This is a genomic window from Collinsella sp. HCP3S3_E5 (assembly GCF_052067635.1).
Taxonomy (GTDB): Bacteria; Actinomycetota; Coriobacteriia; order Coriobacteriales; family Coriobacteriaceae; genus Collinsella.
In genome coordinates, this window is sequence record NZ_JBQHQF010000022.1 from 22,912 (window position 1) to 35,137 (window position 12,226).

Genomic DNA, 12,226 nt, shown 5'->3' on the forward strand with positions numbered 1-12,226 from the left:
TTACGTGCATAGAAGGAGGAATGGGAGGAAACGTGGCTGAGAACCTAAGCAACCAGTCTGTACCCGAAGCCGCGGCGCGCGTCGCTGCCGTGGTCAACCGCCTCGTTAACCGAATCGGCTCGAATGCCGAGTCCAGGGAGCGTCTCGCCGAGATTGAGATTCCCGAGGAGCTGCGCGACAACCTTGCGCTGTTCCTGCGCCTGGAGCGCCGTGTGCTTAGCGAGTATGATCCCGAGATCGCGGACCTGTTCGACAAGATTCTGTCGGCCGAGATCGTGGCCAATGCCGGCAACCCCGGTAGCCGTGCCGCCGACGAGGCCGTCGACGAGCAGGGCGTGCCCACCGCCGACGAGCCCACTGCTGTGGCGTTTCGCGAGGTCGTCGATTTGATCGACAGCCTACCGCTCGATAAGCAGCAGGTTATCGTCCGCGCCTTTACGAGCTTCTTCCATCTGGCAAACCTGTCGGAGGAGAACTACCGTGTGAAGCAGCTGCGCGAGCGTGAGGCCGGCGCATCGACCGATACCGAGGTCGATCCCGCCAACGAACTCACCGTCGCCTATCACCAGCTGGTGGATGAGATGGGTGTCGAGGGCGCCAACGAGCTGCTCGGCAAGCTTGAGTTCCATCCCGTCTTTACCGCGCATCCCACCGAGGCCCGTCGCAAGGCCGTCGAGGGCAAGATTCGCCGTATCTCTAACCTGCTGGAGGAGCGTCCGCGTCTGGGCGGCTCCGACCTGGTGGAGAACGAGCGCCATATGCTGCAGGAGATCGACGCCCTGGTGCGTACGAGCCCCATCGCGCTCAAGAAGCCCACGCCGGTCGAGGAAGCCGATACCATCATCGACATCTTCGATAACACGCTGTTCGACGTCATCCCCGTCATCTATCGTCGCTTTGACGACTGGGTGCTGGGTGACAAGGCCGGTACCGTGCCGCCGCTGTGCCCGGCGTTCTTCCATCCCGGCAGCTGGATCGGTTCCGACCGCGACGGTAACCCCAACGTTACCGCCAAGGTGAGCCGTGAGGTCGCCGCCAAGTACTTCACCCACATGGTGCTCAAGCTCGAGGACAAGTGCCGCCGCATCGGCCGCAACCTCACGCTCGAGGCCACCTACAGCAAGCCGTCTGCCGAGCTCATCAACCTGTGGAACCATCAGGTCGAGATGAGTGCCCATTACACGGCCCGCGCCGAGCTTATCTCCGAGCACGAGCCGCATCGCGCCGTCATGCTCGTCATGGCCGACCGTCTGAACGCCACCGTACGCCGTATCACCGACACCATGTATCACAGCGCCGACGAGTTCCTGGATGACCTGCGCGTCGTCCAGCGTTCGCTGGCTGCCTGCGGTGCCGTCCGTGCCGCCTACGGCCCGGTGCAGACCATCATCTGGCAGGTCGAGTCCTTCGGCTTCCATATGGTCGAGATGGAGTTCCGTCAGCACTCCGTGGTGCATGCCCGCGCCCTTAAGGATATCCACGAAAACGGTATCCATGGCGACCTGCAGCCCATGACGCGCGAGGTCATCGACACCTTCCGCGCTATCGGCTCCATCCAAAAGCGCTACGGTAAGAAGATGGCACACCGCTACATCATCTCGTTTACCAAGAGTGCCCAGCATGTGGCCGACGTCTTTGAGCTGGCCCACCTGTCCTTCGCACACGAGGAGGACGTTCCCGAGCTCGACGTGATCCCGCTGTTCGAGCAGCTCGAGGACCTCGAGGGCTGTGTTGACGTGCTCGACCAGATGCTTACGCTGCCCGTGGTGCAGAAGCGTCTTGCCCAGACCAACCGCCGCATGGAGGTTATGCTGGGCTACTCCGACTCCTCCAAGGATGCCGGTCCTACCACGGCCATGCTTGCGCTGCACTCCGCGCAGGAGCGCATCGCCAAGTGGGCCGAGAAGAACGATATCGACCTGGTGCTCATGCACGGTCGCGGCGGCGCCGTGGGCCGTGGTGGCGGCCCGGCCAACAAGGCCGTACTGGCGCAGCCCAAGGGTTCGGTCAACTGCTTCTTTAAGCTCACCGAGCAGGGTGAGGTCATCTTTGCCCGTTACGGCAACCGCACGCTGGCTCAGCGCCATGTTGAGTCCGTTGCCGCCGCAACGCTTTTGCAGTCGGCCCCGAGCGTCGAGAAGACCAACACCGAGACCACGCAGAAGTTCTGGGATATGGCCGAGAAACTCAACGCCGCAAGCCACGAGCGCTATCTGGACCTGCTGAACACCGAGGACTTTGCACCGTGGTTCTCGACTGTGACGCCGCTGACCGAGGTCGGTCTGCTGCCGATTGGCTCGCGTCCCGCCAAGCGCGGCTTGGGTGCCAAGTCGCTCGACGACCTGCGTACCATTCCGTGGATTTTCAGCTGGAGCCAGGCACGCATTAACCTGGCCGCTTGGTACGGCCTGGGCACCGCCTGCGAGCAGCTGGGCGATCTTGACCAGCTCAAGGCTGCCTACCAGGAGTGGCCGTTCTTCCGCACCTTTATCGATAACATCGAGATGTCGATTGCTAAGACCGATCAGCGCATTGCCAAGATGTATCTGCATCTGGGCGACCGCGATGATCTGTCCAAGAAGGTCTTTACCGAGATGCAGCTCACCCGTAAGTGGGTCCTTGCCATCGTCGGTGACGAGTGGCCGCTGCAGCGTCGTCGCGTGCTCGGCTGTGCCGTTCGCGTGCGTAACCCCTACGTCGACGCCCTGTCCATCGCCCAGGTCCGCGCCCTTCGCGAGGTGCGTATGAACCAGGACGAGATGGCCGAGGAGAAGAAAGCCGAGTACATGAGCCTGATTCTTTCGACTGTGACCGGCGTCTCGGCAGGTCTGCAGAACACGGGGTAATCGATAGCCCTGCAGTCGTCCGGGCCCGCCATAAGTTTACTTTTAGGCACGTCCTCGGACATGCAAGAAGCCCTCGCTGCGCACTTCGTGCGGCGAGGGCTTCTTGCGTCCTGCGGAGTGTGCCTAAAAGTAAACTGATGGCGGGCCCTGCGATATCCGTCCTTCGGCGGATTACTTGCTGAAGGAATAATAGCGCGCTTCGCGCGTTTGGAATGGGCTTCGTGCTGCGGAATGCATTCAGAGGGAAACCCGTCGGGCCCCTTCGTCCTCGGTCCTCTGGAATTAAAGCTGAGGAGAAGAATGGCGCGCTTCGCGCATAGCGTGGAGTGCGGCGAGGGCTTCTTGCGTCCTGCGGAGTGTGCCTAAAAGTAAACTGATGGCGGGCCCTGCGATGTCCAGCTTCGGCGGAAGGCCGCTGGGTGAGGGTGGTGCCTGGGGCGACGTGCAAAAAACGGAGTTTTCAGCAGCCAAAGACCGATGCATAAGGCCATAGCCGGCCCTCGCTGCCTTTGTTGATGATTTTGCAAGACAATTGGGCCTTGGCGATGCTCATATATGCCTGGTTTCTCGCCGCATGTTATCCAGATGGGACGAGTCATGAGGACGATCTACCTTTTGAAAGACTTTTGACACGAAAATCTTATCTTGCGATGCTGAATACTCGCAAAAATGCACGCTCCGGAGGGGGCTACCATGTTGCGGTTCGAAACCCAATGCGTCATTCTATGCAGTATATTGACCTATTTATGCAAGATAGCTTACACGCGCATGCCACAGGATTGATGTTTGCCTCGGCGCTGCGTAATCCACCCTGCCCATAGCTTCTTTGACAGGAGGCCGCGGTCCCGTTTGGGATCGCGGCCGTTTTGTTGTGGGTCAAATATGAACGTTGTGTTAACGACTCGGTGGACGATGGCGTTTTTCGGTGAGCGGCGTATCCTTCCAACGGTTTATCTAGTGTGTCAGTTGAAAGGAAGAGGGCGCTCGTCATTGTTTGAATGTGAACTGCCGTTTGACCACAAGACATTGCATCTGGAGCTCGAGGATAAGAACTTCGCGGGTGTGATGGAAGGTCACCAAAACGAGTTTAAGACTGCAAAATCGCAGGAAGAGCTGGTAGAGGAGTCGCTTGCCAACCCTTATGGATCGCCTTCGCTCGAGGAGCTTTGCGCTGGCAAGAAGGATATTGTCATCATTAGCTCCGACCATACGCGCCCCGTTCCCTCGCGTGTGACGATGCCTATTCTGCTGCATCACATCCACTCCGCTGCGCCTGAGGCGCGCGTTCGCATTCTGGTTGCTACGGGTATGCATCGTCCATCGACGCACGAGGAGCTCGTCAACAAGTATGGCGAGGAGATCGTTGCCAACGAAGAAATTGTCATGCACGTCGCGACCGACGACAGCATGATGGAAAAGATTGGCACCCTGCCTTCTGGTGGCGAGTGCATCATCAACAAGATTGCCGCCGATTGCGATCTACTGCTTGCCGAGGGCTTCATTGAGCCGCACTTCTTTGCCGGTTTTTCTGGCAGCCGCAAGTCCGTGCTGCCCGGCATCGCCAGCTACAAGACCATCATGTACAACCACAACGGCCAGTTTGTGAACGATTCCCATTCGCGCGCCGGCAACCTGTGCCACAACCACGTGAGCGAGGACATGTTTGCCGCTGCCGAGATGGCTCACCTTGCCTTTGTGCTCAACGTGGTGCTCAACGGCAAGCACGAGGTCATCGGCTCCTTTGCCGGCGACATTCACAAGGCGCACGAGGCCGGCTGCGAGTTTGTGAAGAGCCTTGCCGGCGTTGAGCCCGTCGAGTGCGAGATTGCCATCACCACCAACGGTGGCTATCCGCTCGATCAGAACGTCTATCAGGCCGTGAAGGGCATGTGCGCTGCCGAGGCCACACTTCCCGAGGGCGGCGTGATCATCGATGTCGCCGGTTGCGCCGATGGTCACGGTGGCGAGGGCTTCTATCACAACATCGCTGACAACGATCCGGCAGAGTTTGAGCGCGCCTGCATCGACCGTCCTAAGGACGAGACCCTGCCCGACCAGTGGACGAGCCAGATCTTTGCCCGCATCCTGGCGCATCACCCTGTGATCATGGTCACCGACCTGTGCGATCACCAGATGCTCAAGGATATGCATATGACACCGGTCAACACCCTCGAGGAGGCGCTCAAGCTCGCCTTTGAGATGAAGGGTGCCGATGCCAAGGTGGCCGTCATTCCCGATGGCCTGGGCGTTGTCGTCGCTCAGCACTAGCGCGCGGCCTAAACGAATCGTTTGTAACCGACAAGAAAGATAAGGTTTTATGCTTACCAAACTCCTCTGCGAATTCGGTGCAACGGCCCTCATGATCATCTTTGGCGTGGGCGTACACTGCGATACCGTGCTTAAGGGCACCAAGTATCAGGGCTCCGGCCACATGTTTGCCATCACCACCTGGTCTTTTGGCATCTCGGTCTGCCTGTTTGTCTTTGGCGGCGCCGTGTGCATGAACCCGGCTATGGTGCTTGCCCAGTGCATCGTCGGTCTGGTGCCGTGGAGCAGCTGCATCCCCTTCATGATTGCCGATATGCTCGGCGGCTTTGTGGGCGCCGTAATCGCTTGGTTTATGTATACCGATGAGTTCAGGGCTTCCGAGGGCGTCGTCGACCCCATTGCCCAGCGCAACATCTTCTCGACCAACCCCACCACCGAGGGCACGAACTATGCCCGCAACTTCTTCTGTGAGGCTATCTGCACCTTTGTGTTCATCAGCGCCATCCTTGCTGCCGCTAGCCGCGCCGGCGAGAACGTTCTGATGCTCGCTATCTGCGTCGGCCTGATCGTTTGGGCCGTTGGCATGGGCATGGGTGGCATCACCGGCTTCGCCATGAACCAGGCACGCGACCTTGGTCCTCGCATGGCCTATCAGGTGCTGCCGATCAAGAACAAGGCTGACAACAACTGGAAGTACGGCCTGCTCGTTCCTGGCATCGCTCCGTTTATCGGTGCCGCTCTGGCCGCGCTGTTTGTGCAAGGTTTCTTGGGCATGTTCTAGTCCAAGGCCGCATAGTAGTCCGCTGCCGCATGGGGTGACTTCCCAGCGCGTCCTCGGACATGAAAGAACCCCCGCTGCGCACTTCGTGCGGCGGGGGTTCTTTCGTCCTGTGGAATGCGCTGGGAAGTCACCCCATGCGGACAGCTGAGGGGTCTTTGTTGCGTTCGTACAAGCAACCCAACATATTTCTGAATTTGGATGGGAGGGGCTTGTCGCTGTTGGGGGGCGTTGAAGTGCGAGTGACACGTTGGGATGCGTGGCGCCTTGGGTTGGGGCAATGCTCTGGGATGAGCCTCTTACTTAGGTGAAGAGGGGTTTTATGGCTGAGAGGTAGTCTTTGGCTACGTCGGCCTTGTCGGTTTGGAAGTTGTGCCAGGCCCACCATTGGACGGTGGCTACGAAGCTTGAGGCTATGTGGTGGAGGAGGAAGTTACGATCCATGGTGCTGGCGGGGCCTGCGGGGTCGACAGGGACGGTTTCGGCTGCACGCGACATGATGGTCTTGCGGAGACAGTCGGCGAAGACGCGCGAGCCGGCGCCGGCTACGAGGGCGCGTACACCCTGACGACGATCCCAGAGGTTGTTGAGGATATGCTCGACCTGTACGAGCGGGTCATTGAGGGGTGTACCGTCATCGTCGAGGGCATGGGTGCAGATATCGCACACGAACTCAGCGAGCAGGTCATCTTTGCTCTTGAAGAGGCCGTAGAACGTTGCCCGACCCACATGGGCGCGAGCGATGATGTCGCCAACGGCAATCTTGCCGTAGTCCTCTTCGCGCAGGAGCTCGGAGAACGCCGCAACGATGGCAGCGCGGCTTTTTGCCTTGCGGGCATCCATGGCTATGCGTCCGCGTGAACGAGCAGACAGCGGAGCGTGCCGGAGCAACCCTCGTAGGGGCGTTTGCCGGCGCCGTAGCCGACGGCTTCGATGTGGTAGCGTGAGGGCAGTTGGTCGGACGTGCGCAGCGCGGTGACGATGGCGGCGCCCGTGGGCGTCACGAGCTCGCCGGCGACCGGTGCAGGCGTGAGGGCGATATTGCCCGCCTGGCACAGGTTGACGACAGCGGGGACGGGAATGGGCATGAGGCCGTGGGCGCAGCGGATGGTTCCGTGGCCCTCGGAGAGCGACTCGACCACAACATCCTCAATGCTCAGGTCGTCGAGGCAGATGGCGACCGAGCAAATGTCAACGATGGAGTCGATGACGCCCACCTCGTGGAACATGACGGTGTCGGGCGTTTTGCCGTGAGCTTTGGCCTCGGCAGCAGCGAGCACGGTAAAGATGGCGAGGGCACGACGCTTGGCGCCATCGCTTAGCTGTGAGCCGTCGATGATGGCGGTGACGTCCGCCAAAGAACGGTGGTGATGGTGGTGGGCGTGGTGATGGTCCTCGTGACCATGGCCGTGAGCCTCATGGTCATGCTCGTGCGTATGCTCGTGGCAGTGTTCGTGTTCATGCCCGCCATGGTCATGATGGTGGTGCTCATGCTCGTGCGTGTGCTCGGCAGCTGCTTCGTTGCCAAAGAGCCAGGCCATATCGTGGTCGTGGTTCTCGAGCTCCTCTGCCAACTGAACGTCAAAGTCGCAGGCGTCGATGCCATGCTTGTTTGCACGCGTGACAGCGATCGTAAAGCCGTCGACCGGCAGCGTGGCGAGCTGTTCGCGCAGGTGCTCCTCGCTGGCGCCCAGGTCGAGCAGGGCCGCGACGGTCATATCGCCGCTGATGCCCGAGGTGCCGTCGATGATAAGCGTATGCTGATGGTTGGACATGGAATGCTCCTTAACGGGCGCAGGGTGTTCCGGCGCTCAGATGATTGATAAGACTTGCCTGGTAGGCGGCACCAAAGCCATTGTCGATATTGACGACCGAAACGCCGCTGGCGCAGGAGTTGAGCATGGCGAGCAGCGCGGCTACGCCACCAAAGCTCGCACCGTAACCCACGCTAGTGGGAACGGCGATGACCGGACAGCTTACCAGACCGCCGATAACGCTCGCCAGCGCGCCCTCCATGCCGGCGATGGCGATGACCACCTGCGCCTGGGCAAGTTCCTCGGCATGCGCGAGCAGACGGTGCAGGCCGGCGACACCTACGTCGTAGAGGCGGTCGACCTCGTTGCCGTAGAACTCGGCCGTCAACGCGGCTTCTTCGGCGACGGGCAAGTCGCTCGTGCCGGCGCAGGCGACAACGATGCGTCCGTTACCGGTAGGGGAGGGCTTGCCGCCCACGAGGGCGAGCTGGGCGTTCGGGACATATCCCAGGTCGATCCCGTTGTCGAGAAGCTCCGAGGTGCGGGCTGCTTTTTCGGCATCCAGGCGCGTGACTAGGATGCGCTCCTGACCGGCATCGCGCAGCGCTTTGATAATGGCGGCAATCTGCTCGGCGGTTTTACCGGCGCCGTAGACAACCTCACCGGCCCCCTGGCGCACCCCGCGCGAAAGATCGAGCTGCGCAAAACCCAGATCGGCGGTTGGCGCCGTTTGGATGCGCGTAAGGGCGACTGCCGGGGTGACTGCTCCGTCGGCAACATCGCTCAGTAACTGCTCAAGATCTCGCTTATCCATATATCTTCCCTTCGACGGCGCAAAGTCTAGCACTCAAAGGGTATGTTTCCGAACACTAAGACAAAATTGTTCGGAAACTAGATATAAGGGATTTGATTCTGCTGTTAGATGGATCGGCTAGTCACGCAGGATGATGTCCATGGCGAGCATCAGGTTGCGCTCGTCGATGGCAAACGGAGCGGCCTCGCGCGTCTTGGGCTTGGCGCAAAATGCGATGCCCGTGCCCGCGGCCTGAATCATGGGGATGTCGTTGGCGCCGTCGCCGATCGCCACGGTATGGGCCATATCGACACCGCACTCAACCGCCCAATCCAGTAGCTGGATAAGCTTGGATTCCTTGGTCACAATGTCTGCCGCCAGCTTGCCCGTGAGCTTGCCGTCTACGACCTCCAGGCGGTTGGCCAGGCAAAAATCGATGCCCGCGGCAGCTATGATCTTGTCGGCGACCTCGTGGAAGCCGCCGCTTACCACGCCGACCTTCCAGCCCTTGCTGTGCGCCGAGCGCACAAGCTCCAGTGCGCCGGGGGTAAACGTCACGCGCTCAAAGGTGCGCTCGAAAACGCTCTCGTCCAGGCCGGCAAGCAGCCCCACGCGCTCCTCGAGCGCCTGCTTAAAGTCGAGCTCGCCGCGCATGGCGCGTTCGGTGATCCGCGCAACTTGCCCGCCCACGCCTGCCTCCTCGCCCAACAGGTCGATGACCTCCTGGTTGATGAGCGTGGAATCGATATCCATAACGATGAGGCGTGCAGTCATGGTGGGCCTTTCCGAGTGCAGTTGTATTGTAGGCACATTGTCGCACGTGACAAGCGCGGGCGGGCAGTGCGGTGCGCCAATTGTTTCGTCTCCGTCAAGTCTTTGAGCGGGAGCCACTTTTTCGCGGTACATCGGCGCGGGTGCGATAAGATAGAACGCCATGTCCGGCTGCGCGGTTTACGCAGGCTGGGCAAATCTGTACGACGCCGCCCGGAACGACACGGGGCGGCACAGATCCATAAAGGAGGATCACTGGTATGAGCCAGACCCGTCCCATCGACGAGCATTCCATGCACACCCATACCTGCGGCGAGCTTCGCCGCGAGAACGTGGGCGAAGAGGTCACCCTCACCGGTTGGGTGAGCCGTCGCCGCGACCACGGCGGCCTTATCTTCTGCGACCTTCGCGACCGCGAGGGCATCACGCAGCTCACCTTCGACCCCGAGCATTCCGACGGCGATGCCTTTAAGATCGCCGAGACCATGCGTCCCGAGTGGCCCATCAAGATTCACGGCGTCGTGCGCGCCCGTGGCGAGGAAACCACCAACGCCAAGCTCGCGACCGGCGAGATCGAGGTCCTGACCGACCACGCCGAGGTGCTCAACACCTCCGTCACCCCGCCGTTCCAGATCGAGGACGGCATCGAGACCAGCGAGGACACCCGTCTGCGCTATCGCTATCTGGACCTCCGTCGTCCCGAGATGATGGCCAACCTCAAGCTGCGCTCCGACTTCACCTTTGCCATTCGCGAGGCGCTGCACAACCGTGAGTTCATGGAGGTCGAGACGCCCTCCCTGTTCAAGTCCACGCCCGAGGGCGCCCGCGACTTCATCGTTCCCAGCCGTATTCAGCCGGGTAACTTCTACGCCCTGCCGCAGTCCCCGCAGCTCCTAAAGCAGCTGCTCATGGTCGGTGGCGTCGAGCGCTACTACCAGGTTGCCAAGTGCTTCCGCGACGAGGACTTGCGTGCCGACCGTCAGCCCGAGTTCACCCAGGTCGATATCGAGATGTCCTTCGTGGACCAGAACGACGTCATGAGCGCACTCGAAGAGGTCCTGGCCGATGCTTTCGGTCGCATGGGTGTCGAGATGCCCACGCCGCTGCGTCGCATGGACTACTGGGAGGCCATGGACACCTATGGCTCCGACAAGCCCGATACCCGCTATGGCATGCATCTGGTCGATCTGACCGACATCTTTGCCAACTCCAAGTTCAAGGTCTTTGCGACTGCCGCAAACGAGGAGGGCTCTGTCGTCAAGGCCATCAACGCCAAGGGCGCCGGTGCCTGGGCACGTGCCAAGATCGATAAGCTCGCCGGCGTGGCCTCCACGTTTGGCGCCAAGGGTCTGGCCTGGATCGCTTTCCGCGAGGACGGCTCCATCAACAGCCCCATCGTCAAGTTCTTCTCGGACGAGGAGATGGCGGCTCTGCGCGAGCGCATGAACGTCGAGCCTGGCGACCTCGTGATGTTCGCCGCCGGCCCGCGCCTGCTCTCTGACGAGATCCTGGGCGGCATGCGCTCTCACATGGCCAACGCACTCGAGATCAAACGCGAGGGTCACGACTTCCTGTGGGTCGTCAACTTCCCGCTGTTCCACTGGGATGAGGACCGCAAGGCCTATGCAGCCGAGCACCAGCCGTTCACTCTGCCGACCGAGACCGACATCGCCAAGATCGAGGCCGACCCGTTGGCTGCCGGTTCCTGCACCTACGACTTTGTCATGGACGGTTTTGAGGCCGGCGGCGGTGGCATGCGCATCCATAACGCCGAGATGCAGATGTCCATGCTCAAGCTCCTGGGCTTTACCGAGGAGCGCGCCGAGTCGCAGTTTGGCTTCCTCATGGAGGCGCTCAAGTTTGGTGCGCCCCCGATGGGCGGTTTTGCCCTGGGTCTGGACCGCGTGTGCATGCTGCTTACTGGCTCCGATTCTATCCGCGACGTCATGGCGTTCCCCAAGACGGCCAGCGGCTCCGACCTTATGTCGGGCGCCCCGAGTGCCGTTTCCGGCGCCCAGCTCAAGGACGTCAGCCTGCGCTTGATGTAGGCGAGCGGCTGCATATTGTCTCTAACGAGGGAAGGACGCGTGCCTTCCCTCGTTTTTTATGCGCGGGCGTTGCGAGGGCATAGGGTGACCGGACGTCGCGGAAAGTGCGTCCCGGAATCTGCGTCCAGAATGGGCCGCGCTTTCCCAAAGGGGGTCCTCTGGGAAAGCGCGGCCCAGAATTCGGCAAAATAATGGGGCACAGTTTCCGGTTGAGCCTTCTGGCGGAAACTGTGTCCCATCGTTGACACGGGACTGCGGACGATTTCTTGGACCGTTACGCGGCCCTTCCCAGCGCGGCGCGGAACTCGGCCGGCGTGCGGCCGCCGAGCGCATCGCTGCGCCTCTCCGTATTGTATCGGCCGATCCAGCCCCCGAGCTCCTCGATGAAGCGGGCGGGGGTCCAGCCCGACCAGTCCCTGCCGTGCCAGAACTCCCTCTTGAGCAGGCCGAAGAAGCCCTCCATCGCCGCGTTGTCCGGGCTGCAGCCCTTGGCGGACATGCTCCTGGCGAGGCCGTGCCCCTCGCAGATCGAGATCCAGCCGGGCCAGCGGTAGTGGCCGCCGCGGTCGGAGTGGATGACGGGGCGCTCGCCGGGCGCGAGCAGCGCGCAGGCGTCCTCGAGCGTCGAGTTCGCGAGGTCGGCGTCCGGTCTCTCGCCGGCCCTCCACGCCACGACCGAGGAGTCGAAGCAGTCCCTGATGGCCGACAGGTAGACCTTCCTGCCGGAGGGCAGCCTGAACTCGGTGATGTCGGTGAGCCACAGGAAGTTCGGCAGGGCCGAGCGGAAGTCGCGGCGCACGAGGTTCGGCGGGGCCGGCGTCGGCTCGCCCGCATAGGAGCTGTAGGGCCTCCTCTTCCTCCTCATCCACCTGGGGACCAGGCCCTCCTCGCGCATGATGCGGAGGACGACCTTCTCCGAGGCGCGCACGGGCTCGTCGAGCTCGCGCAGGCGCGCCGTCACGAAGCGG

The 12,226-nt window shown here is 61.5% G+C and carries 9 protein-coding genes; 4 read left to right on the forward strand and 5 right to left on the reverse strand.

Annotated features, from left to right (window positions below; genetic code table 11):
• Positions 1-32: 32 nt before the first annotated feature.
• From ACTM82_RS07260 to larD, 3 genes are all read left to right on the forward strand, one after another.
• Complete coding sequence (locus ACTM82_RS07260) at positions 33-2,846, forward strand: phosphoenolpyruvate carboxylase (protein ID WP_370450652.1); 2,814 nt, start codon at positions 33-35, stop codon at positions 2,844-2,846.
• Positions 2,847-3,836: 990 nt separating this feature from the next.
• Positions 3,837-5,114 (forward strand): nickel-dependent lactate racemase, encoded by a 1,278-nt coding sequence (larA, locus tag ACTM82_RS07265; RefSeq protein ID WP_427748316.1) that lies wholly within the window; start codon positions 3,837-3,839, stop codon positions 5,112-5,114.
• A gap of 49 nt (positions 5,115-5,163) precedes the next feature.
• Positions 5,164-5,895, forward strand: a complete 732-nt coding sequence (gene larD / locus ACTM82_RS07270; protein WP_441055440.1) for a D/L-lactic acid transporter LarD — start codon at positions 5,164-5,166, stop codon at positions 5,893-5,895.
• Positions 5,896-6,195: 300 nt separating this feature from the next.
• Here the strand turns inward: larD and ACTM82_RS07275 are convergent, their stop codons facing one another.
• The 4 genes from ACTM82_RS07275 to serB form a co-directional block, all read right to left on the reverse strand.
• A complete protein-coding gene (locus ACTM82_RS07275; RefSeq protein ID WP_441055438.1) occupies positions 6,196-6,735 on the reverse strand; it encodes a TetR/AcrR family transcriptional regulator in 540 nt (179 codons plus the stop codon).
• A gap of 2 nt (positions 6,736-6,737) precedes the next feature.
• Positions 6,738-7,667 carry a LarC family nickel insertion protein gene (locus ACTM82_RS07280; protein WP_441055436.1) on the reverse strand — a complete coding sequence of 310 codons (930 nt, stop codon included), beginning with the start codon at positions 7,665-7,667 and terminating at the stop codon, positions 6,738-6,740.
• A gap of 10 nt (positions 7,668-7,677) precedes the next feature.
• The gene (larB, locus tag ACTM82_RS07285) at positions 7,678-8,460 is read right to left on the reverse strand and encodes a nickel pincer cofactor biosynthesis protein LarB (protein ID WP_441055434.1); all 783 of its coding nucleotides are present in this window, start codon (positions 8,458-8,460) and stop codon (positions 7,678-7,680) included.
• Between the two features lie 117 nt (positions 8,461-8,577).
• Positions 8,578-9,213 (reverse strand): phosphoserine phosphatase SerB, encoded by a 636-nt coding sequence (serB, locus tag ACTM82_RS07290; protein ID WP_441055432.1) that lies wholly within the window; start codon positions 9,211-9,213, stop codon positions 8,578-8,580.
• Positions 9,214-9,470: 257 nt separating this feature from the next.
• On the opposite strand from serB, the gene aspS reads away from it, so the two are divergent.
• Positions 9,471-11,258: an aspartate--tRNA ligase gene (gene aspS, locus ACTM82_RS07295; RefSeq protein ID WP_427719815.1), complete on the forward strand. Its 1,788-nt coding sequence runs from the start codon at positions 9,471-9,473 to the stop codon at positions 11,256-11,258.
• 274 nt (positions 11,259-11,532) lie between these two features.
• Here aspS and ACTM82_RS07300 read toward each other — a convergent pair.
• The coding region (locus tag ACTM82_RS07300; protein ID WP_441088533.1) for an IS3 family transposase at positions 11,533-12,226 on the reverse strand (694 nt) is incomplete at its 5' end.

Coding starts and splice junctions, on each gene's coding strand:
- aspS (WP_427719815.1), top strand. CDS start 9,471: ATGAGCCAGACCCGTCCCATCGACGAGCATTCCATGCACACCCATACC.
- larB (WP_441055434.1), bottom strand. CDS start 8,460: ATGGATAAGCGAGATCTTGAGCAGTTACTGAGCGATGTTGCCGACGGA.
- ACTM82_RS07280 (WP_441055436.1), bottom strand. CDS start 7,667: ATGTCCAACCATCAGCATACGCTTATCATCGACGGCACCTCGGGCATC.
- larD (WP_441055440.1), top strand. CDS start 5,164: ATGCTTACCAAACTCCTCTGCGAATTCGGTGCAACGGCCCTCATGATC.
- ACTM82_RS07275 (WP_441055438.1), bottom strand. CDS start 6,735: ATGGATGCCCGCAAGGCAAAAAGCCGCGCTGCCATCGTTGCGGCGTTC.
- serB (WP_441055432.1), bottom strand. CDS start 9,213: ATGACTGCACGCCTCATCGTTATGGATATCGATTCCACGCTCATCAAC.